Source organism: Streptomyces sp. NBC_01478, from assembly GCF_036227225.1.
In the GTDB taxonomy this organism is placed as follows: Bacteria; Actinomycetota; Actinomycetes; order Streptomycetales; family Streptomycetaceae; genus Streptomyces.
The window spans coordinates 151265-173413 of the sequence record NZ_CP109444.1 but is presented as its reverse complement, the minus strand read 5'-3'; the positions used below and the strand labels follow the sequence as shown (position 1 = coordinate 173413).

The following is a 22149-nucleotide window of genomic DNA, read 5'->3' as shown; positions in this document are numbered from 1 at the left end:
TGAGCAGGCGACTGACCCCCACCTGTAGGGACGGGACCCTCGCTGACCTGCACGACTGTGACCGTGCAGAGAGGATTTTACTGTTTTTATGCGGGTGAGATGAGTTCTTCTTCGAAATCGTGCAGGTGCTGTGGGTCAGAGCCTGCACGAGCACGTGGTGGCCAGCTTTCGGTGGCGGTGCGGTCAGTGGAAGTGGTGGTGACCTGCGCACCGCCCGGTCCTGGGCCGACGTACCTTTCCGCTCCGGTATGCAGACGCAGGTCTATGCCCATAGCGAGCAGCAGTTGTCCACATACGACCAGCGGCCTGCGTCCGTATCGCCGTCCGGCCACCGGCCCGGGGGAGGAGTCCGACGAGCCGCGACGACGACTCACCCCGTACGCCGAGCCGGCCAGGGCACGATCACCTGCGCCGCTGCGGGCAAGACCATCTTCGCCGTTGCCCGAGAGTTCACCGACCGGTTGCGCGAACTCGCTGAGTACAGAGGATCGTGGCGTGCCGACGGCTACCCCCAGCGGCCGCGGACAGCTTCGGGCACCGGATGGTCCGCGCGCCGCCGCAGTGCCTCCCGGTCCAGCCGGACCCCTCCTGGAAACGTGCGCTGACCTGTGGTGATGGCGGACCAGGTCTCTTTCTAGGCGGGACACTTGCGCGCAAAATGCCAGGACGCTTTCGTGTAAGTCTTGATAGCGGAGGAGCTGTTGAGCTGGAGTTTTGTGCTTGGAGCCAACACGGCTCGGGAGATCGAAGCCCTGCCCACGCGTGGGGACTGGCTGAGCTCGGTGACGGCGGCAAGTAGCCCAAGCAGACCCCCACGCGTAGGGACGGGACTTCAACAGCGCATCGACAGCGCTAAGCAGCTCGGGCTGACCCCCACGCGCGTAGGGACTGGACACCGCCGATACGCCCCGCGAAGCGGTTGACCAGGGCTGACCCCTACGCATAGGGACGGGATTGCCTCCAGGAAAGTGGATCACGAGCTCGTCGGGATTGACCCCCACGCGTAGGGACTGGACTGGCGTGGCTCCCGCTTCGACCATCCCGGCGCGGACTGACCCCCACGCGTAGGGACTGGACGGAAAGGGGCAGGCGCCGTGTAGAGCGGCCAGCGACTGACCCCCACGCGTAGGGACTGGACAGACGTGGCCACTATCCGGCCGGCGCCGCCGAGGACTGACCCCCACGCGTAGGGACTGGCCCCTTACTGACCTGCACGGCCATGACCGCGCAGAGAAGATTTTACTGTTATTTGTGCGGGTGTGGGGGGTTTCCTCGATCTCGTGCAGGTGTTGTGGGTCAGAGCCTGCATGTGCACGAGATGGCCGGGCTGTAGGGACTGGACCTCCTGCGGCAGAACAGCGAGCGCGGTGCGGAGGACTGACCCCCACGGGTAGGGAGAGGACACCGTCGAGGGAGCGCTGATAGTCGTCGATCAGGACTGACCCCCACGCGTGGGGACTGGACATTCACCAGCTACGACCGGACGGAACTCCTCGGGACGGACCCCCACTCTTAGGGATTGGACCTCGGCTGCAAGAACTCCAACCAGGTCGCCCACCGGTGGGACCCCACCGGGGACTGGGTTCCACTGCCCGATTGAGGCCATCCACGGTGCCCGATGGACCCCCACGTGTAGGGAAGGGAGAGGACCTGCTCGCTTTCGAGGTTGGGGCGGCGGGCGTGGGCTCCCCCCCTCGCGCGTGGGGACGGGACTACGGCAGCGAACAGGTGACGGAGCACCTGTCGGACAGACCCCCACATGTAGGGACGGCACTTCCGCCAGATCGACGACGGCTATGCCTTCGGCGACAGACCCCCACGCGTAGGGATTGGACGTGGGGAAGCTGGCCACGCTGATCGTTCCGGTGGACTGACCCCTACGCGCGTAGGGACGGGACACTGCCAAGATCCACGCGAGATCGATGCGGAGCGACAGACCCCCACGGGTGGGGAACGCGGGCTGCCGTGAGCACGAGCAGCGGGTCGGAGTCCGACTGACCCTCACGGGTGGGAACGCGCCTCGCTGGCCTGCGGCTCTGGAGCTGTCCGGAAGGATTTCGCTGTTCTTTTCTCATGGCAGGAGCCTTTCCATGGAAGCCTGAACTGCTGCTTTTACAGGGCAGGTTGAGACATGGAACGCCTCTTTGGCCTTGTGGGCGTGAGGAGGGCGCTATGCCGGCATCGACGTCACGGCAACGCCGCTGGGCAGACCCCCTGTGGGCAGAGGACGGCGGTGAGATTCCGGACGGCCGTAGGGCGATGGCTGGAGACTGGTGTGCTGTCGACCGCTACGTAGCAGTCCTGTGGCGACAGGGATTTCTGCGTGAAGTGCCAGGGCTGCTTGGTTATTTTGTGCTGCTTTGTTGGGGTGCGCCTGTCGTTTGATGCTTGCGAAACAAACGAGGTGGGTTCGGTTCGGCGTGGGGAGGGGTGCCGGTTGGTGGAGAAGACGGCAGGACCCCCACGGGCTGAACCGGACAGTGCGCAAGGAGAACGCGGTTGGAGCTTGAACGAGAGGCTGTTGAGTGAAGGCGGCGTCGCGGTATGACGGTATACCCCCTTAACGGTCGTGTGTGGTGTTATCGGTGAAGGTGAAGGCAAACCGGTCGGACGTGCTGCGGGCCGAGGTTCGCTGACAACACACTGAAGCCGCCCCATGCTCGCCTTGTGCCGGTTGGGGGAGCGGGCGGACATGAGACCCGGGCATCGCTTCGCGCCGTGTCACCCGGGAGTGACGAGCGCGTAGTGCCTTTTCTACTGTGATGTGCCGTGTGCCGTGTGCCGTCACAGCCGTGCGACGCTGTCCGGCCGATTCCTTTGGCGATGGCGGGTATTGCCTCCCCGGCGGTGCCGGCAGAGGCCGGGAGCCCGGGAGGTCCGACCGGCTCTTCGGCGCAGGCGGGCACGGTTCACCGGTGTGGGGGATGGCCCTGCGGCCGCCGTGGCTGCTGTCCTGGCCTTGAGGCCAGGGGAGGGGCGGCGGGATGGGCGTGGTCGAGGACAGCCGGCCCGGCGGGCTGGACCTGTCACTGTGGGGCAAGTACAGCCTGCTCTACGGCCTGGCCTACTCATTGCTGTTCCATCAGCTGGATGCGGCTGCGGTGATGGGGGAGTTGTGGGACCGGTACCTGACGCCCGCGCAGCGCCGGGTGATCTGCCGAGGACTGGGACTGGAGCCGGCCCAGGCGCGGTGCGAGGCCATGTTCCTGGCCGGCGCACACGACATCGGCAAGGCGGGCCGCTTCCAGATGTGCGAGCCGGGAGCATGGGCACAGGTCAGCGATGAACTGCGTGCGGATGCGGGGCCGTGGAGGCTGATACGGCACGAACGTGCCTCCATGCACACGGCCGTTGAACTCCTGGCGGATCTCGGATACCGGCTGGGAGGCAACACCAGCCCGGCGGTGCGCGCGGCCCAGATTCTCGGCGCCCATCACGGCCGCTATCTGCAGTGCGACCTCCTTGGAGCGGCCCGTCCCGAGCGGGTGCGTCTGGATCTCGGCGGCCCGTTGTGGCAGGACCTGCGCCGCCGCTACCTCGCCCAGGTCCGCTATCTGACGGGTGCCGGCACGCCGCCGCCCAGGATTTCCACCGAGGCCGCGGTGCTGCTGACGGGGCTGATCATGGTTGCGGACCGGCTGGTGAGCCAGCCTCATGTATGGATGCGGCGCGCGATGGCGCCGGCCTCGTGCGCACTGACGCACTGGATCAATACCCGTCACCCGGCGGACGCGGACGCCGAAGAGGGGTGGGCCGCCGAGGTGGTGACCGCGTCCGGGCTGGAGCGGATCACTCTGCCCGAGGTGCCCTTCACCCAGGCCCATCCGCACACCACCGGCCCCAACCGGCTGCAGGCCTCGGTCATCGCCCAACTCGAGCCGGTGGTACGCGAGCAGGGAGCGGGCATCCTGGTGGTCACCGACTCCACCGGCGCCGGCAAGACGATCACAGGCCGGGAGGCCGCCCGGACCTTCAACCGCCACTGCGGCACCCGCGGGATGGCCGTCCTGCAGCCCACCACCGCCATCGCGGATGCCGCCTACGACGACCTCGTGGCCTACGTGGCCGCGCACCGTCCCCGGCGGGCCCCGGTGACACTGGTGCACAGCCACCCCTGGACCAGTGCCGCCTATCACGACAAACGGCTGCTGGAAGCCGGCGGCCAGCTGACCCTGGACGAGTACTTCGACGCATCACAGGACGGCGCAGGCCGTCCCGGACAACACGTCACGGTCCCGGACCCCTTTCTGCGCGGCTGGGACAGAGCGCTGCTGGCGCAGTTCACCGTCGCCACCATCGACCAGGCGCTGATGGCCGTGCTGCCGGTGCGCTACAGCGCGCTGCGGATGCTGGCCCTGTCCGGCCGCACCGTCATCCTGGACGAAGTCCACGTCGCCACCCCCTACATGCGGCGCCTCACGGCACGGCTCCTGCACTGGCTGGCAGCGCTGGGTACACCGGTCGTGCTGCTGTCCGCCACACTGGCGCCGCCCGTGGCCCGGGAACTGGTGCACGCCTATCTGGCCGGCGCCGGACTGAAGCCCGGCCAGCTGGACGGCCTGGACGTGGACGTGCCCTACCCGGGCTGGCTGTTTGCCGCGGCCCGCGACGGCGCCGTCACCCGTATCGACCCCGCCCAGGCCGCCGCCCACGTCACGATGACCCGCCGCCGACTGACGGTGCAGCACCAGCCCGTGCTCGCGGCCCGGCTCGGCGCCGTGGAACGGACCGTCGCCGACGGGGAACGGCTGCACCGCATCGCCGAGGAGAGCAGTCTCGTCCTGGCACACGGCGGCTGCATGATCGTGGTCTGTGCCACCGTCGCCGACGCACAGGACACCTTCCGCCACCTCGCCCGCATGCCCTGGCCCAGGCCCCGGGAGAACCTGGTCCTGCTTCATGCCCGATTCCCCGGCCACCAGCGCGAAGCCATCACCCGGCGGGTACGCGCCCGGCTCGGCCCCGCCGGGACACGCCCCGAACGGCTGGCCGTGGTCACCACCAGCCTGCTCGACATGAGCCTGGACATCGACTGCGACCTCATGATCAGTGACCTGGCCTCGCTGTCCCGGCTGCTGCAGCGGGCGGGCCGGCTGTGGCGCTTCGAACGGCTGTGGCAGGAAGACGGCACAGACCGCCGCAGGCCGGGCTGGATCCTGGAGCGCGGGCCGCGTCTGACGGTACTGGCCCCAGTTGCCGACGGCCGCACACACCTCCCGCACTGGTGGGGCAGGGGAGAGCCGGCCTTCGAACTGCACGCAGCCGCACACCTGCTGGCGCAGACGCCCGCCCGCCCGCTCGACCTGCCCGCCCAGCTCCCCGGCCTGCTGGAGACGGCCAGCACCCGCATCCCCGACACACTGGCCGCCCTGCACACCGCCTACCAGGCCGACCTGCAGCGCTATGAACACCTCGGGCAGGAACAAGCCGTGCCGCCGCCCGCCCGCACCGGCTCCCTGGCTGATCTCTACCGTCATCCCACCACCGCCGGTGCGGCCCCCACCCGGGAAGGCTCCCGCCCGCGGCGCCTGCTGGCCTGCTACCGCCAGCCGGACGGATCGCTCCACCTGGACCCGGCCGGCACCCAGCCCCTGCCCGACAGCCCCCGGCTGCCGGCGCCCGCCATCCGCGCGATCCTCGAACGCACCCTGGACGTCCCCGAGGACTGGCTCGCCGACGCCCCCGCACGTCCGCCCGAATCCTGGCGCCAGCATGCCCTGCTGGCGGACCTGACCCTGCTGATCCACGACGCCGCCGTCCCGGGCCCTGTCCGCTTCGGCACCCACCTGCTGCACCTCGATGCCCACCTCGGCCTCGTCCATGACGAGGCCCGGTCCTGACCGGAAGGCCAGGACTGGAGCACCACACGGTGCAGGGAACACCGAGAACTGTCTTCGAGCCCTGCGACACGGGCAGTTGCTGCCCACCCCACTCAGGCACAGCCGTGCGAGGCGAAGCCGGATTCTCGTCGCCGGCGGAACCTATCCCGGCCCGTTGCGGGAAGGGCGGCGCACGCGCCGGTGTACGCGCCGGGGGAGGCTCCACAGCAATGACCGGCACGCCGCCGACGCTGTGACCAGGCCGTTCTCGCGCGCGGGCATTATGCACCGCCGGGGCGGAGCTACGGGCTGAATCCCTCATCACCGCCTCGGCCTTGGACATGCGTGCTTCAGTGAAAGACACCCGGAGGCAGGCACCGCCTGCACCGGTTCCCGCCGCATGGTGTTCCGCCTGCTCTGCGCACGGCCCGAACGTCTTGTCCACTCCGAATCCTCCCGCGCCGCGTACCGCTGCCTTGTCCGCGGTGCCACGGGAAGGAGACCGCCCTATGCCCTCCCTGCCGGCCTACCCCGTTGACCTGCGCCCCTGCATCCCGGTGCGCCTGGACGAGCAGCACGAGGTGTTCGGGCTGCGCGAGGTACTCATCCAGGCACACCGCATCGAGGACCTGGCGCTGCCGCTGCCGCCCGCGCATTCCGCGCTGCTGCGGATGCTGACTGCCATCACCGCCGAACTCACCGGCCTGGACGACCCGGACCTGTCACTGGAGGAGTGGCACGAGCGGCGAGGCGACCTGCTGAGCAGCGGCCGCGGACTGAAAGCCCAGGACGTCCACGACTACTGCGACGCCTCCACGTGGGACCTCTACCACCCGAGCCGCCCCTTCCTGCAGGACCCGCGTCTGACCGAGCAGTGCACCAAGACCTCCGGCATCAACAAACTCGTCTTCGGCCGGCCCGCCGGCAACAACCTTCAATGGCTCAGTGTCCACACCGACACCGCCCCGTGGCCTCTGTCCAGCGACGAGGCCTTCTGGCACCTGCTGATCCAGCACTTCTACGGTGCCGCCGGCCGCTGCACCACCCGCAGCGCCGGCCCCCACACCAGCGGCCGGGCCACCGCCGGCCCCCTGCGCTCCACCCTCTCCTTCCACCCTCAGGGCGCCACCCTCCTGGAGACACTCCTGATGCACCAGTTCCCCTACCGCGGCACCCCCCAGCACTCCGCGGACACCTGTCCCTGGCAGGAATCCACACCACCCGACCCCGTCCACGCCCCGCCCCCGGTGACCTGGCCCAAACGCCTGCTCACCGGCCGCTCCCGGCACGCCGTGCTCCTGATCCCCAACGACGACGGCAGCGCCGCCACCGACTGCTACCTCACCTGGGCGACCCAGCACCCCGCCTACCCGGCTACCGACCCCTACCTCATCATCGACACCCACACGCAGGCCAAGGCCGAGGACCGCGACCGGCCCCGCCGCGCCGATGCCGACCGTGCCCTGTGGCGCGACCTGGACGCCCTGCTGCTCGCCGGCGACGAGAGCTCCGCCCAGCGCCGCCCCGCCGTCTTCGACACCCTCAACGACCTGCCCGCCCCCGTACGGGGGCGGCTGCGGGTGCGGGTGTGCGGCTTCGACCAGGACGGCCGCACCACCAACCGGATCTGGTACACCGCCCTGACCCCGTCCATCTGGAACCAGGCCGAAGAACACGACCCTGTTGCCGCCCGCCGGATCGCCTCCTGCCACCAGGCCGCCGAACACCTGGGCGCCCTCCTGCGCTCCTGCGCCAACACCGCCTGGAACGAGACCTCCACCCCGGCCGCCGCCGGCGGCGCACCGCCCGCCCCGCGCCGGGGCCGGCCCACCAGCCGGTGGGCGAGGGAGTCCCTGGCCGATTACTGGCCGCACGCCGAGCAGGTGTTCTGGGACCTCGTCCACCAGGACCCGGACGAGGCGAGCGACCCCTATCCGGCCTTCGCCCGCACCGCCGTGGCCGCCCTGCGCCAGACCGTCCGCCCCGACCTGGCCCGCCACCGGATGGCCGGCCCCGCCCTGGCCCGCGCCGTCCGCGCCCTCATGGCCGCCGCGGCTCCTGCCGCCACCGCCCGCAAGAAAGCAGCCCGCCGTGCCCAGCCGTGACGACTACCGCGCCCACTGCGACGCCTACGTCGCCGCCGTCCGTGACCTGTGCACCGCCCCGGAGAGCAGAGCCGCTCTCGGGTCGGGCCGCGGCCGTCCCGTCGACGACTGCCAGCGCCTGCACCCCTTCCTCAGCCGCCTCACCCGCAACCACCCCGACCGGCGCGCCCACTACACCCTCGCCGGCCTCATCGCCCACGAACGCCCCGACCGCCACCCCACCACCCCCGCCCCAGACCCCGACCATCCCCGCGCCTGGCGGTCGCGCCCCAGCCTCGGCGCCACCCTGGCCCGCGCCGCACACGGGCGGACCGACGGCCCCTTCGAGAGGGAACTGCAGGTCCTCATCCGCCTGTCCGAGGACCTGCTCCACCGGCGCCTGCCCGGCCTGACCCGCCAACTGCTGGGCAGCGGCCATCCGCCGGACTTCGCCGTCCTGCTGGCCGACCTCACCTACTGGAGCAGCAACCGTCCCAGCGTCGCCACCCGCTGGCAGGACGACTTCTACCTCTTCACCCCCACACCCACTCCGCCCCCGGCCTCTTCGGCCGGCACACAAGAGACGAGCAGCACATGACAACCAACCCGCACCTGGCCCGCTACATCGACCTGCACGTCCTCCAGGACATTCCCGCCTCCTGCCTCAACCGCGGCGAGCACAACGACCCCAAGACCCTCATGATCGGCAACACCCAGCGCGCGGCCATCTCCAGCCAGTGCGCCAAGCGCGCAGTCCGGCACGCGCTGGAGACCCTCCTGAGCGAACCCGCCGCCCGCACCCGCCGGCTGCCTCCCCGCCTGGCCGCCGCCCTCCGCGCGGCCGGCTGGCCCGAGGACCTCGCCCGCTTCGCCGCCGCCCAGGTCCCCCGCAGTGCCACCGCCGAAGGCCTGGCCACCGACCCGGGCGCCGAGGGCCGCACCCTGGCCATGCTCTACGTCCCCGACGACACCATCCTCGACGACCTCGCCGCTCTGTGCGCCCGTCACCGCACCGCCCTGGAAAAGGGCATGGCCAAGGAAGCCAAGTCCACCGCGAAAACCGGGGCCTACCTGCCCTCCGGCGACGTGGTGAGCCTGCTGTGCGCACGCACCGCCAGCATCAGCCTCTTCGGCCGCTTCCTCGCCGGCCTCGGTGACGCCCACGTCGACGGCGCCGTCCAGATGGCCTGGGCCTTCACCACCCACACCAGCGACCCGCAGCCCGACTTCTTCACCGCCTACGAGGACTGGGCCGAGCCCGGCGAGGCCACCAGCGCCCACCTGGACACCGCCTACCTCAGCGCCGGGGTCTTCTACCGCTACGTCAGTGTCAACCTCACCGAACTGACCGCCAATCTCGACGGAGACGCATCCCGGGCCATCGCCCTGCTCGGCGCGTTCACGGACATGTTCATCTCCACCCTGCCGCAGGCCAAGAAGAACTCCACCGCCCCGCACACCCTGCCCGACACCGTCCACTACGTCGTCCGCGACCGCCGCCCCGTCTCCTACGCCTCCGCCTTCCACCAGCCCGTCAAAGCCGACAGGCAGGGCGGCCACCTGGCCCCCACCCGCAGCATCCTGTCCCAGCACGCCGGCAACATCACCCAGCTGACCGGTACCCGTCACCGCATCGCCCACGGCCATGTCACCCAGGCCCCCGAACCGCTCGAACACCTCGGCCCGCGCCACGCCAGCTACGACGACCTCGTCGACGCCGTCACCGCCGCGGCCGCCGCCCCCGCCACCGCACCCCGCTCCTACACGGCGGCATGACCATGCCCGCCACCCCCGCCGACACCAACACCGATGCCGTCCGCACCGCACCGGGCGGGCTCCTCCTGCGCCTGGCCGGCGTCCTGAGTGCCTACGGCACCGACACCGCCTTCACCCGCCGCGACACCCAGCCCCACCCCACCCGCTCCGCCCTCATCGGCATGTTCGCCGCCGCCGCAGGCCGCCCCCGCCACCAGGCCCTCGACCCCCTCGACCTGCCGGGCCGCCCCCGCTACACCGACCTGGCGTTCACCATCCGCGTCGACACCCCCAGCACCCTCTACACCGACTTCCACACCACCGGCAGCGGCCGTTCCCGCCACGAACAACTGCGCACCAGCAAGGGAGAACGGCGCCAGGAAGGCAAAACCACCCACGTCTCCCACCGCCACTACCTCACCGACGCCTGCTTCACCGTCGCCGTCCAGGGCCCCGCCGCCCTCATCGCCTACCTCGCCCACACTCTCGAACACCCCTGCTTCGCCCTCTACCTGGGCCGCCGCGCCTGCGTCCCCGACGAACCCCTCGTCCTCACCCCACCCCTGAGCGACCCGCTCACCCACCTGCGTCACCACGCCCCCCTCACCCTGCACACCCCACCCGACCCGGAAGCAGACCGCATCCCGGTCACCTTCTGGCATGACACCCCACCCCCCAACCCCACCGCCCACCGCGAACTCGCCGACAACCCCGTCGACTTCACCCCCCACCACCGCCGGTACACCGTCCGCTCGCTGTGGACCACCACCGAACGCCTGCCCGCCGCCCTCTACGCCGGAGCCGACCCTCTGCCCGCTCTGACCGCCTACCGCCACCGACTGGAGCAGCCGTGCCCACCGTCACCCTGACCCGCGTCCGCCTCAACCTCGCCCACCCCACGGTCCGCCGCGACCTGGCCGACTACACCGCCCTGCACCGCACCGTCATGCGGCTGATGCCCGACGACCTCGGCCCCCACCCCCGCCAGAGGGCCGGCGCGCTCTTCCGCCTCGAACGCGACGACCACCAGCCCCTCCTGCTGGTGCAGAGCTGCATCCCGCCCGACCTCACCGGCCTGCCCGACCACTATGGCAGCGCCGAGGCCCGCGACTTCACCCCCGTGCTCAGCGCCCTCACCCCGGGCCGCCCCGTCCGCTACCGCATCACCGCCAACCCCTCCACCCGCAGCCGCCGCCGGCCCGGCCCCGGCGAGAAACCCCTGCCCAAACACGGCCGCGTCCTCGCCCTCGACGACACAGCCGCCCTCGACTGGTGGCACCGCCGCGCCATGGAGGCCGGCCTGCACCTGCACGCCACCACCATGGAACCCAAGCCCTTCCGCCGTCCCCGCCGCGGCCGGCCCGGCCCCGTCCACCGTCTCCTCCAGTTCGACGGAACCGCCCGCATCACCGACCCGGCCGCCCTCACCGACGCACTGCTCAACGGCATCGGCCGCGCCAAGTCCTACGGCGCCGGCCTGCTCAGCCTCGCCCCCGCCTGACCCACGGACCGCCCATGCCCGCACAGCGCCCCGCCGACGAGGAACGCGCCGCCTCCGTCACCCACCTCCTCGCCCTCGAAGCCGCCGGCACCCTCACCCCCGACGACGTGAAAACCGTGGCCGCCGCCCACGGCCGCACCCCGAAGAGCGTGCAACGCTGGATGCAGCGCGCCCGCGACAACAACGGCCACTACCAGCGCAAACAGCGTGACGCCGCCGAAGTGACCCCGCGCATGGAAGACGAGCTGATCCGGTGGTGCGGCAGCATCGCCGCCGCCCACAGCGCCCTGCAGGACGACGGCGCCATGCCGCTGAGCTACTCCGCTTTCTACTGCGCCGTCACCCGCACCTACCCGCCCAGCTTCCTCGCCGGCCTGCGCGCCGGTGAAAAAGCCCGCCGACGCTACGACCTGCACGGCTCCCACCGCGAACGCGGCCGCCGCAACGACGCCTGGGAAGCCGACCACAAGGAAGCCGACGTCTGGGTCAACGTCGCCGGCACTGCCCGCAAACCCTGGCTGACCCTCTTCGTCAACTGCTCCAACTCCGGCATCTGCGGCTGGGCCATCACCCCCCACACCCCCAGCAGCCAAGCCATCATCGTCGCCATCCACAGCGCCCTGCAGCGCGGCGGCCCGCACGGACCCTTCGGCGGAATCCCCAAACTCGTCCGCGTTGACCGCGGCGCCGACTTCCTCAGCAAAGCCGTCGCCCAGACCATGGGCGCCCTCGCCGTACGCCGCGTGGAACTGCCGCCCCGCCGACCCGACCTCAAGCCCTACGTCGAATCCCTCAACGCGGCCTTCAAAGACATGCACTTCCGCGGTATGCCCGGCTACACCCACTGCCCCGACCCCGACCCCGCAGCCAAACCCAAACCCCCGCCCCTCGAAGACCTGCTGACCTTCGAGGAATTCACCACCCGCACCCGCGACTTCATTCACCGCTGGAACCACGAGCACCGCATTCGCAGCCTCGGCAACCGAACCCCCCTGCAAGCCTGGCAGGCCGACCGCACCGTCATCCACGACCTGCCCCCCGGCGCCCTCAACCGCTCCCTTCCCCTCGTCAGCCGTACCTTCACCATCACCGGCACCGGCATCGACTGGAACGGCCGCGTCTACCTCGAAACCTGGATGCGCGACCTCATCGGCAACTGTGTGCGCCTGCGCCACCTGCCCGGCCGCTACGACACCGTCGAGGTCTACGACGCCGACACCGACCACCGCCACGGCACCGCCCGCTGGACCAACGCAGCCAGCTCTCACCTACTCAAGCGCGTCAAAGAGGACAACGCGGCCGACGCCGCCCGCCTCAGAGAAGCCCTGGAAAGACGCCCTCAGATCGTCCGCGAACGCTTCGCGGCCACCGCCACACCGGCCCCGCCGCAGCCCCTCACCACCCTCACCACCGAACAAGCCCGCCAGAGACTGCGTGACCCCCGCGACCCGCACGCCGCCACCCCCGAAAACCTCCCCGAACCCACCGGCTCCTGGACCCACACCGAACGCCCGCAACCCCCGCCGGCCACCGACGACGACCTGCCCGCCCCCACCAGCTCCTGGCTCACCACCCCGCCCACTCTCAGCCCCCAGCCACCGCAACAGGAAGACCAGTCGTGAACGCCAGCAGTGACGGCCACTACCTCGACCTGCCCAACGCCCGCCTCGTGCCCACCCGCACCGTGCTGCGCACCCAGAAACAGCTCCAGTCCGCCATCAAGCTCCGTGCCATGCTCTGCATCCACGGCGGCGTCGGACTGGGTAAAACACTCACCGTCCGCACCTGCCTGCGTGACCTGGCCTCTGACAACACCCTGTTCTTCCAGTTCCACCGCCACTGTCCGCTCGGCGACATTCAGAAAGCCGTCGCCGCGGCCCTCGACATCCCGGACACCACGCGCAGCCTCACCCCACGCATCCGCGCAGCCTTGGCCGAACGCCCCTACGTCCTCGTCTTCGACGAGACTCAAGGGCTCACCACTGACGCGCTCGAGTGGGTACGTCCCCTCTGGGACACCGACGACAACCGCCCGACCATCATCTTTGTCGGCGCCGAAGACACCCGCAGGCACCTCCGACGCCGGGCGGCCCTCGCCTCACGCGTCACCCAGTGGCCGCGCTTCTCACCGCTGCATCCCACCGAAGTCGTCCAGCACATGCCCACCTACCACCCGGTGTGGAGCAAGGTCGGTGAGGAGGACCTGCTGTGGCTCGACGACGCGGCCTGTCGCGGCAACTTCCGCGACTGGGCCAAACTCACCAGCGCCATCCAGGAAATCCTTACCGAACGGGGCCAGCCCCTCGACGCTTTCACCCGCGCTATCGCACGCGAAGCCCTGGCCACATTCGACCCGTCCGACCTCCACCTCCCGCCCGATGAAGACCTGTGAGACGGGCACTTCCCCGGGCACGGACAAGCCCCGTGCCCGTCACCCCACCAAGAGATGCTGTTGCGGCCTTCTGGGAGGAGGGCCAACAACCACTGCATGCGTTGACTACTTGGGCGGTATGCGCCCCGTGAGGGATTTCCAGCCCTGGAGAGCTTCCTCCAGTTCGGAGTCTGCGACCTTGCGGTGCGGGTCCTGGCGGTTGAGCTGCCGTACACGGGTGAGTTCCTCGCGCGCCGCCTCCTGCGTACGGGTGTCTGCCCGGGCCTCTTCTAACTCCGCCTCGGCCTGCGTGAGCTGGCGCGGAATCCGGGCACGTTTTGAGAGAGCGGTCAGGCAGCCGGTCTCCATGGCATCGTCCAAAGACGGCACCACCGCCAAAGTCAGCTTCTGTTCGTTTGTAGTGGACCGACTAGTTCCTGGAAGTGCCGGTCGGAACGGAGGGTGGTGAAGCAGGGGTCGGTTTGTGCGTTCTCTCTGTCGGCGTCGGTGACGAGGGCGCGTCGGAGGTCCTCAAGCGCGTAGTTCCGCTGCTGGCTGCGGTCGTGTTCTTCGAGGTCCTGCCGTTTGGCGAGGAACACGTGTAGGCAGGCGTGGTCGTAGGCCAGCCGCGGAGAGGCGGACAGATCGTCATGGGGGTGCTGTCCTGCCTTCGCCCTCGGCTTGACATCGTCTGACAGCGCATCGAGGCAGTCCACGAGGTTGAGAGCGTAAGGGTGCATCGCTGCTTGCTGGCGGCATAGTTCTTTGCGTTTCCAAGAGGTGATGGCGGTGTCGCACAAACGGCTGAGTTTTGTCGCGGATTTGCGCGCGCTGGTCAGCATCGAGGCGGCCTGTGTGGCTGGGGTGCCTCCTTCAATTGCTGTGATGTAAGCGTTGAGCAACTGGGTCGCGCTGCTGTAGAGCACCCGGATCTTCAGCGGCATCCACCCCTCTTCGTTGTCGGAGACTTTGCAGAGCTTGGAACGGGTGTATTGCTGGTCGATGTCCCGGGTGAACGCTTCGAAGTCTGTTTCTGCGGCGGGCTGTTGATCGTAGTTGGCCCACAGGTACTCAAAGCGGGCCAGTTCGTTGTCGGGGTCCTCGTCGACGGCCTTGGCAAGGAGCTGGACACGCGTGGCAACGCGGGTTTCGTCGTCGGCGAGCAGCGATCTGCTCTTCGCGATCACCTGAAGGGCGACGCTCTTCCACTGGCGGGCCCCGTACAGGCCGTCTTCGAGCTCTTGGTGCACCGCGCTGAGGTGCACCAGGATGAAGGCGGCGGCGCCGGTGAGCATCTGCGCCCTGGCGCGATCCGAGTCGGAATCTGCGGGGAGTTTCAGGTCTGCCCGGCTGAACACTGCACTCGCAGCGTGTTGCCCGTTGCGGGACAACGCGGTCGAGGCCCGGTTGTCGTCCACGAGAGTGACCCTGGCACGCCAGGTGAGATCAGGTCTGAGGGCGAAGAACAGGCGGGACAACGCCCCCACGACTTTCCCCGCGGGCAGGACGCTGAGCTCCTCGACAGGGATCTGGCTCAGCGGCGTGCGGCTGCCCGGTGCGGACGTGGCTTGGTGCAGGGCCGGGGCCTCCGTGCCAAGGTCTTTCATCCGGGCGAGCAGGTAGTCGGAGGACGCGGCGTTCACCTCCCCGTCCGCCTGCTGCACCTCGACCTGGAGACGGAGATTCTGACCAAGTGCAGCGGCGGTTAGAAGCACACCGACCGCGACGAGAGCGATATGCACAAGCATCAGCCGCACGTCGTAGGCGCCCACGCAGGCCGTCCAGCCCAGAACACACCCGGCTGCCGTCACAACGCCCAGGGCAAGCAGCAGAGCCCGCCAGTGCTCCCACGCCGTGCTGCGCGCACCCGCGAATACCAGACCTACCGCAACAACGCCGACCACGAGAAGCACCACTGCGCCGATCCAGCACTGCGTCCAGGTGGGCCGGAAAGGGTTGAACATGGCAAACAGCGGCGTCATCACCGATGCCGCGATCAACAGAACCAAACCCAGCGAGCCAGCGGCACGTCGAACGCCGGCCGTCCACGCGACCGCATCCACTTTCACCAGCACGCGCGAACACACGCCGCTCAGGGCGTAGAGGACCAGCAACCCGATCGCGGCCAGCACAGCAAGACGCCCTACCGGCAGCACCCAGTCCGTATAGAAGCGATTCCCGTTCGATACCGCCGTCGGCAGCGGGCGGCTCTTCAGGTCCGCCACTCGCGCGATACCTGCAGCCGCCGCAGCACTGCCTGCATCGAGACCCAGGGCTTGACGGAACTTGTCCGCAGCCTCGCCGAGATTCCCGGAACGGATGGCCAGCTGCCCGGCAGTGACGAGCTCCGCTGCCTCCTGACGCGCCTTTGCCACGAGCCGCAGACCCTCCACGGCGCAGCTCTGGTCGCCGTCGGTTGTTACCGACTCGTACAGCTCCTGCGCCCGGTCCAGCGAGCCCGCCAGCCGGTGACCATCAGCGGCCTTGCAGGTCTGCTGTGCGGCCGTGTCGGTTGGCAATGCCGCGAGAACCGTGGTGAAAACGACGATCAGGATGGCTAGAGCCCGAATCAGACGTTTGTACATGAACAAGATCAAAGCTCTAGTTAGCTGCCGTTCGCGCGCAGGCGCACCGTCAGCAGGTGCCGAATCCCCCTTCGCGCGGATGCTGCCACTGGCAGCCGCACGCCTGCTCACATGGCACAGGCCGTTATGGGCGACATCGCGATGTCGCCGACGACCGGCTCCCGATAGATGCGTATGGGTTGCGGACCGGCTGTTGAGCTGGAGATTTTCGATGCGCGCACGCAGGGCGCACCCGATGGACACCTGTCTGGTGAGCGTGCATGACGCTCCCGGTACGGTGGCGCGGTCAGTCGATGATCGTATGGAAGAAGATCACCGCTCCGGCGAACGCGGCGCCGTTGGTGAGGAGCTCGGCGGCCAGAACCCCTCCGGCGGCCACGGTCAGGACACCTGCCCCGACGCCGGTGAGGACACCGAGCAGCAGGATCAGGGCGGTCCGCAGACTCAACAGGGGCTGGTTGGAACTGTTCATTGTCGGCCTCTTTCATCTGATTGGCTGTCACCGCCCCTCTCTGGTGCGGTTGTTGGTGCTGTGGTCCGCGGCGGATGCCGGTATGACGGCGCAGGCCATCGCCGACTAGGCAATGAGCGTCGTCAAGCCGCTATGCGCTCGGCTGAGTTGATGCCATGGGGCCGCGAGCCAGGGGCGGGCCGGGACCTGCTGAGGACGTTCCTGTTCGGGCAGCGGCACCCCGGCTGCCCGAACACGCCGTGCAGGCCTTCAGGATTCGAGATCCTGTGCGACAGACCCGTTAGCGGATATCGGCTTCACCTCGGCCGACTGTGACTGAGTACTCCGCTTGGCCGCTCGGGCGCTCAGTAAGTTTCTCGTCGGCCGTCCTGGACGCCCTGTGGACACCACATGCCAGGTCAACGATGGTGGGCGGCATGGTCGACGTGCTGCTGCCCCTGGTCACACTTGTTCTCGGCTTCGTCGCAAGCTTCCTGCTTGAGTTGCTCCGTAACCGCTGGACGACGCAGAAACGTGCAGGATGTTCGCAACGCTGAACGTCAACAGGTTGCTCACCTGGAGCGAGTGGCGTTTGAACGTGACGGGCTCCGGGCTGTTCACACGGCCATTCATGACCTTCTGAGCAGGGTGAACGCGATCGCCATACACTTGGCGAAGGCCGAAGTTACGGGTCTGGACTGGCGCGAGAGTGGTGACGGGCAGGAGCTGAAGGCGGCGGCCATGCACGCGACCGCGAGGTGCAGTCATGAGTCCGCTCTGCTGCTGCATCCTCCGGTGATCGAGGCAATGAAGCATCTGACATCTGCCGCGTACCCGATGTACTGGACTCGCGAGTCTGGAAGCGATCCGAATCATCGTCGCGAGTTCTTCGAAGCCAACCAGGCCGCAACGAGAGCCATCGCTGCTCGGCTTCGCGAGCTTTACGGCTTTGCGACGGGCAGTTGACCAGGCGGACCTCGAAGCTATCCGGCGGCCAACCGTGATGCTCAGAATGGCTAAGTGAGGGGCCCTGGTCGCGTTTCCGTGATGCCCGCGCCAGAAGGGCAGCCCGCGTCCATGCCCGGAGCCGACGTGCCGGGTCAGTCAGTCTCGTACGTTCGCCCCCAGGTCAGTGGAGCGCGGCATGGGAGATCCGGGCAGCAGCCAGATGCGGGTGGTCGGGGGCCAGATGGGACGTCATGTCCGATATTAGAGCGGACAGGAGCGTGTGAGCGCCCTCGCGATCGCCGCTGTGCGCCAGGGCGAGGGCGAGCTGGTGGCGCGTGGCCAGAGTGTGCGGGTGGCTGGGCCCCAATGTGGCCTGCCGGTCGTCGGCGATATCGGCCAAATCGCGGGCAGCCCGTTCCCAGCCGCCTGCTTCCCCCTGGAACTGGGCAAGGGCTGAACGTACGGCGAGGGTGTGGGGGTCGCGGATCCCAAGAATCGTCCGGGACTCGACGAGCAGGCCGTTTAACTCTCCTATCGCGAGGTCCAGTTGGCCGCCCTTGCCCTGAAACCAGGCCATGCTGCGGCGAGTTGCCAAGGTCTGGTGATGGTCGGCGCCCAGAACCCGCTGACGGTCCGCCACCAGGGCTGTGAGCTCCGCGACGGCTGTCGAGGTGTGACCGCACTCGCCGGTGTAGTAGGCAGCCTCATGGCGGGCCGCAAGGGTGTCCGGGTGGTCGGCTCCGAGCGTAGAGGTCATCTCATGGACCAAGTCGCGAAAGGCACCGGCCGCAGCAACGTAGTCCCCCGCAACCCCCTGGAAGTGGGCCACCTGGCGGCGTACGGCCAGGGGAACCACCCGACCTCGGGCCTGGGCCCGCAACAAATCGATTGCCTGCCGAGGGTGTCCTGAATCCCCGATCACCAAGGCCAGCGCGAAATCTGCACCCAGCACCTGATCCTGCTGGGCACGGTTCAGCGCGACGAGCGCGTGCCGCAGCCGGAGTTCGCCGTGCGCCACAAGCCCGATATTGTAAGCCTCTTCGCCCTGCACCAGCGGCAGCAGCGTCTCCCACAAGTGATCAGGGACAGGCTCCAGACCGTCGCTGCTCAGCAGGTAGTCGAAGCAGGTCAGTGCTGCCCGATCAGCCGACCTCGACAGCAGGCTGCTGGTGGCGCGAACGGTTCGGCATGCCCAGCCCTCGGCCTCCTCGAAGGACTCAGGCCGCAGGCACTCACCACCGCGTGCCGCCAGATAGGCCTCGTGCACCCGTCGCGCCCACTCCACAGGCACCGGCCTGCGCAGGCCGGCTCGACGGCAGTCCACCACCGCGGTGACCAGCGCGGCCCCACGCGGATGTGCGCCGCAGGCCCATGCGTCCCTCCACACGTTCACCAACTCGGGCCCGCAGGACAGTGACTCTGCTATCCCGAACCGGTCACAGGCCTGCAGGGCGACACCGATGCGCCTGCTCGGGGCGAGGCCCCGAGTACGGCGGAGTTCGGCCGGCGACCATAATCGCTGCACCCGGACGACGGTCGCCCTGGCGATCACGCTGCGCTCGGCACGCCACAGATCCCGGTCGGCGCCGGTCAGCCGACTTCCCTCATGCGTGTCGTAGCGGCGGTACTCCTCGCTGCGGATCGTGGCGACGAGGACCGCCGGGTGGGGTTGCCCGAGCAGGTGGTGGACGTGTGACACGGTCAAGCCATCGGGGCCCAGGTAGTTCTCCAGGTCGTCCAGCCACAGCACGCTCGGTGCACACGCGAGGGCGGCCTCTACGGCGACCCCTATCGAGGACCGGGCGAAGGGGCGCACCCAAGCGTGCGCCGGGAGTGTCCTGCGCACGGCCTCATAGGCGGTACGTGACTTGCCCGCGGCGGATTCTCCGAGCAGGAGCACGAATCCGCCGTGCAGCAGCAGGTCGGACAGGTCGGTGTCGACGTCACGCTCGACGTAGGGGGTCTCGGACCAATTTTCGCGGCCTGCGGGCTGCGCCACCCAGTCGGCCGGGTCGTCGGCTTCCCGCACGCGAGGAACTCGGCCCGGGCGCGCCCCGGCCAGGTTCTCCGGCCATCGCTCTTGGGACTTGACCTGCTCAACGAGAAGCCCCAGCACTGCGGTTGACGCGGCGCCAAGGCCCACTGCGACGGCAGCCGTGATCCAGGTCTGTACGACGGCCAGGACCACCGCTACGGCTCCGGCGCCGAACGCCGTCCAGTACAGGAGCCGCCACCCTCCGGGCCGTCGCAGCCCTCCCGAGCGGTACGCGCTCCTCCGCCTCCCCATCGCGCCCCCTGCCGCACGACCACATGGCGCCGCCCTGGCCACCGCCTCCACCGTGCCGTACTGAGTGCGCTCGGTGAAGCGTCGGACCTCCGAAACTACTGCCCAAGGGCGTGACTTCGGTGCAGTTCCCTTCGATGGGACCGGTGCTATTTCCAGTCGGACACCGACATTCCCGCAACGACTCAGCAGTGCTCATCGACGCACGATGCCACGCCTCGCTTACACCGCCATCGAGATCGAATGAGCGTTGCGTCCAAGCGCCAAGGGCGCAAGGAGGCACGGAACTTATCCGCCCCACCGCCGTCTGCGGAGCCTGCCTCAGCAGTCGTAGCCATCACGGAAGAGTGGTCAGCCCCAAGTGAGGCGCTCAGCCACACCGACGCCGACGGGATCTGGCTTGGTGAGGCGAAGTCCTTCGCCCTGGGCAAGGGACAGCGCGGCAGCAGGGAGGGAGCCGGCTAAAGCCCCCGCTGGCTGCAGGGCACTTGTGCCGCGCGCCGGCGACCCCGCTCGTCCGGCAAGCATGCCCGGGGCAGCTGCAGGCCAGCTTGTCCATCCGGTGCAGCGCCCAGTCGGTCACGCCGACCGGCGATTCCCGGAACCCCGGCGTCGTATCGGTGTGACACGGAGAAATCGCATCAGGGGTCGGAGAGTGAGCCTCATCTGTCTTCTCACCCGAACCGCCCGGGACTCTCGTCTTGCCCCAGGGACGCGGGCCCGTCGTGACCGAGGCCGGTGTCCCGGCTGCCGCCCGGCCTGGTGAGAGCGGGCCCGTAGAGGCAATCGTCACCGGCGTGCTCCATCGGGTGCAGGCGCGCACCGTGCTCACGGCCACCGTGTCAGGCTGGGGAGTCTTCCGGCAGCGCGGAGAAGGCCGACGCTCGTCAGGGGGCTGATCCGCAGGGCTCGCCATTTCTGGCGCGGGCCAGCCAATGAATGTTCTAGTTTCGGAAGGAGAGCTTCCTGAGAATGTGAAGAAATTTCTCCAGCAACGGTTGGCTACTCTCGGTAATTTCTTTGGTCAACAGTCGCTGGCCTCGCAGGGCTTCGTCACGCGCTCGACTGAAGTAGGAATCCCTGCTCTCCTGCCCCTGCATCCAGGCGTGACCTGAGGTGGCGACTACCTGCTCTGGACCCACGGTATTCTCGCCAGACTTCTGGATCTTGGACTCCATCACCGTTCCCCCAATGATCCTGTGCGTCGGAAACTTCTAACGTAGTCTCTACCGCAGAAAATTCTGCCCGTTCCGAATTTGCGCAAACATGCTAAAAACCTATTCGTTGTGCGGTAGAATGGCTGGCTCTCCCTGTCGTACGGAGTTATCACCGGCCTGCCGGGGGAGCTGCCCATTTGTTTGGTTTCGGACCCTGGGAAGGCTTGCAAGGCTCGCGATTGCATAAAATTTCCGATAATTCCCGTCAAGAATTTCCCCTGGCAAGGGAGCGGGAATATCCCCGGTCTTTCTTGCCTGGATGACGATCAGGCCTTGAGGCGTGGGACCGGCCGTGACGGGGAGGAACAGGGCGGTTCGGTAGCCGTTCACCAGCCTGACCCGGTCCGCTCCGTCGAAGTGGGCCCTGTCGATGTCTTCCACGAATTTGAAGCCGCCCTGGCCTGACGTGGCAAGGAACAGCATGTACGAGCCGCCGTTGCCGTCGTTCTTGGAATACGTCCTGGGGAGAGCGCCGGGGTTGCCCGAAGGCGCCTCGAGGATCAGTTCCTCCTGGTCGGTATCGAGCCTGTAGAAGGCACACAAGGCGTCAGGACACACAAGCTCACCAGCGGTTTCAGTCAGCTTGTCCAGGATCTGCCTCCTGAGCATCTCGTAATTTTCGTCCCCTTGATGGATCTTTCCGTACCACTGCGTCACCGGCTGGATTCCGGCATCGAATACGGCTGCTCGCTCCAGCTCCTTTTCTGCCTCCTCCGCACGCTTCTCCAGAAGGTCGGTCGTTGCGCGGATCTTGTTCTCGGACATCAACTGCCAGGTGGAGAGGCCTGCAATGAGAGCGACTCCGATGAGGGCGGGAAGCCAGAGAATTTTTCCGGTTGCGAGTGCACCGAAAATGAGTGAGGCGATCGCCGGGCCTGCCGAGATGGTCAGAACGCGGGCCAGTGACCTTATTTTCTTCGGATTTCCTTGGGGCAATGTATGCCTCCGTACTGGAATGTCAGCCGTTGATGAGTCGAAAGTAGTATCCAGGTATCTGCATGGACGGGATTCGGTAATTCATTCCAAAGGGTGAAGTCGTCGCATATATGCACAGGCGCATTGAAGCGCTGAGGGGGCGCTCCGGAAAAATGCGTACCACCCCCTGGCGGAAGAATCTGGCCCGGACAGGCCCTC

The 22149-nt window shown here is 68.3% G+C and carries 14 protein-coding genes; 9 read left to right on the top strand and 5 right to left on the bottom strand.

All coding sequences use genetic code 11. From position 1 onward, the window contains the following. Positions 1 to 2984 precede the first annotated feature (2984 nt). From cas3 to OG223_RS00745, 8 genes are all read left to right on the top strand, one after another. On the top strand, positions 2985 to 5840 hold the full coding sequence (gene cas3, locus OG223_RS00780) for a CRISPR-associated helicase Cas3' (protein ID WP_329240858.1): 2856 nt from the start codon (positions 2985 to 2987) through the stop codon (positions 5838 to 5840). 488 nt (positions 5841 to 6328) lie between these two features. Continuing rightward, positions 6329 to 7924, top strand: a complete 1596-nt coding sequence (casA, locus tag OG223_RS00775; protein ID WP_329240855.1) for a type I-E CRISPR-associated protein Cse1/CasA — start codon at positions 6329 to 6331, stop codon at positions 7922 to 7924. Continuing rightward, on the top strand, positions 7911 to 8501 hold the full coding sequence (casB, locus tag OG223_RS00770) for a type I-E CRISPR-associated protein Cse2/CasB (RefSeq protein ID WP_329240852.1): 591 nt from the start codon (positions 7911 to 7913) through the stop codon (positions 8499 to 8501). Before casA ends, casB begins: the two co-directional genes overlap by 14 nt. Continuing rightward, positions 8498 to 9679, top strand: a complete 1182-nt coding sequence (gene cas7e, locus OG223_RS00765; RefSeq protein ID WP_329240849.1) for a type I-E CRISPR-associated protein Cas7/Cse4/CasC — start codon at positions 8498 to 8500, stop codon at positions 9677 to 9679. The genes casB and cas7e overlap by 4 nt, the downstream gene beginning before the upstream one ends. A gap of 2 nt (positions 9680 to 9681) precedes the next feature. Then, positions 9682 to 10527, top strand: coding sequence for a type I-E CRISPR-associated protein Cas5/CasD (cas5e, locus tag OG223_RS00760; protein WP_329240846.1), 846 nt, complete (start codon positions 9682 to 9684; stop codon positions 10525 to 10527). Further along, complete coding sequence (cas6e, locus tag OG223_RS00755) at positions 10509 to 11159, top strand: type I-E CRISPR-associated protein Cas6/Cse3/CasE (RefSeq protein WP_329240843.1); 651 nt, start codon at positions 10509 to 10511, stop codon at positions 11157 to 11159. The genes cas5e and cas6e overlap by 19 nt, the downstream gene beginning before the upstream one ends. 14 nt (positions 11160 to 11173) lie before the next feature. Next, positions 11174 to 12781, top strand: a complete 1608-nt coding sequence (locus tag OG223_RS00750) for a hypothetical protein (RefSeq protein ID WP_329240840.1) — start codon at positions 11174 to 11176, stop codon at positions 12779 to 12781. Further along, positions 12778 to 13551 carry an ATP-binding protein gene (locus tag OG223_RS00745; RefSeq protein ID WP_329240839.1) on the top strand — a complete coding sequence of 258 codons (774 nt, stop codon included), beginning with the start codon at positions 12778 to 12780 and terminating at the stop codon, positions 13549 to 13551. The genes OG223_RS00750 and OG223_RS00745 overlap by 4 nt, the downstream gene beginning before the upstream one ends. 105 nt (positions 13552 to 13656) lie before the next feature. Here OG223_RS00745 and OG223_RS00740 read toward each other — a convergent pair whose 3' ends face one another. The 3 genes from OG223_RS00740 to OG223_RS00730 form a co-directional block, all read right to left on the bottom strand. Further along, positions 13657 to 13899 (bottom strand): hypothetical protein, encoded by a 243-nt coding sequence (locus OG223_RS00740; protein ID WP_329240837.1) that lies wholly within the window; start codon positions 13897 to 13899, stop codon positions 13657 to 13659. Between the two features lie 32 nt (positions 13900 to 13931). Further along, positions 13932 to 16115, bottom strand: coding sequence for a hypothetical protein (locus tag OG223_RS00735; protein ID WP_329240835.1), 2184 nt, complete (start codon positions 16113 to 16115; stop codon positions 13932 to 13934). 286 nt (positions 16116 to 16401) lie between these two features. Beyond that, complete coding sequence (locus OG223_RS00730) at positions 16402 to 16587, bottom strand: hypothetical protein (RefSeq protein WP_329240833.1); 186 nt, start codon at positions 16585 to 16587, stop codon at positions 16402 to 16404. Between the two features lie 627 nt (positions 16588 to 17214). Between OG223_RS00730 and OG223_RS00725 the strand changes: the two genes are divergently transcribed. Continuing rightward, positions 17215 to 17532, top strand: coding sequence for a hypothetical protein (locus OG223_RS00725; protein WP_329240831.1), 318 nt, complete (start codon positions 17215 to 17217; stop codon positions 17530 to 17532). Positions 17533 to 17695: 163 nt separating this feature from the next. Here the strand turns inward: OG223_RS00725 and OG223_RS00720 are convergent, their stop codons facing one another. Together OG223_RS00720 and OG223_RS00715 are read right to left on the bottom strand one after the other, a co-directional pair. Beyond that, a complete protein-coding gene (locus OG223_RS00720; RefSeq protein ID WP_329240829.1) occupies positions 17696 to 19702 on the bottom strand; it encodes a hypothetical protein in 2007 nt (668 codons plus the stop codon). A gap of 1373 nt (positions 19703 to 21075) precedes the next feature. Further along, entirely contained in the window at positions 21076 to 21951 is an 876-nt protein-coding gene (locus tag OG223_RS00715; protein WP_329240826.1) for a hypothetical protein, read from the bottom strand. Between the last annotated feature and the right edge of the window lie 198 nt (positions 21952 to 22149).

Excerpts from the sequence above, each read along its gene's own strand:
- cas3 (WP_329240858.1), top strand. The coding sequence starts at position 2,985 with ATGGGCGTGGTCGAGGACAGCCGGCCCGGCGGGCTGGACCTGTCACTG.
- casA (WP_329240855.1), top strand. The coding sequence starts at position 6,329 with ATGCCCTCCCTGCCGGCCTACCCCGTTGACCTGCGCCCCTGCATCCCG.
- cas7e (WP_329240849.1), top strand. The coding sequence starts at position 8,498 with ATGACAACCAACCCGCACCTGGCCCGCTACATCGACCTGCACGTCCTC.
- cas5e (WP_329240846.1), top strand. The coding sequence starts at position 9,682 with ATGCCCGCCACCCCCGCCGACACCAACACCGATGCCGTCCGCACCGCA.
- OG223_RS00750 (WP_329240840.1), top strand. The coding sequence starts at position 11,174 with ATGCCCGCACAGCGCCCCGCCGACGAGGAACGCGCCGCCTCCGTCACC.
- OG223_RS00740 (WP_329240837.1), bottom strand. The coding sequence starts at position 13,899 with ATGGAGACCGGCTGCCTGACCGCTCTCTCAAAACGTGCCCGGATTCCG.
- OG223_RS00735 (WP_329240835.1), bottom strand. The coding sequence starts at position 16,115 with ATGTACAAACGTCTGATTCGGGCTCTAGCCATCCTGATCGTCGTTTTC.
- OG223_RS00730 (WP_329240833.1), bottom strand. The coding sequence starts at position 16,587 with ATGAACAGTTCCAACCAGCCCCTGTTGAGTCTGCGGACCGCCCTGATC.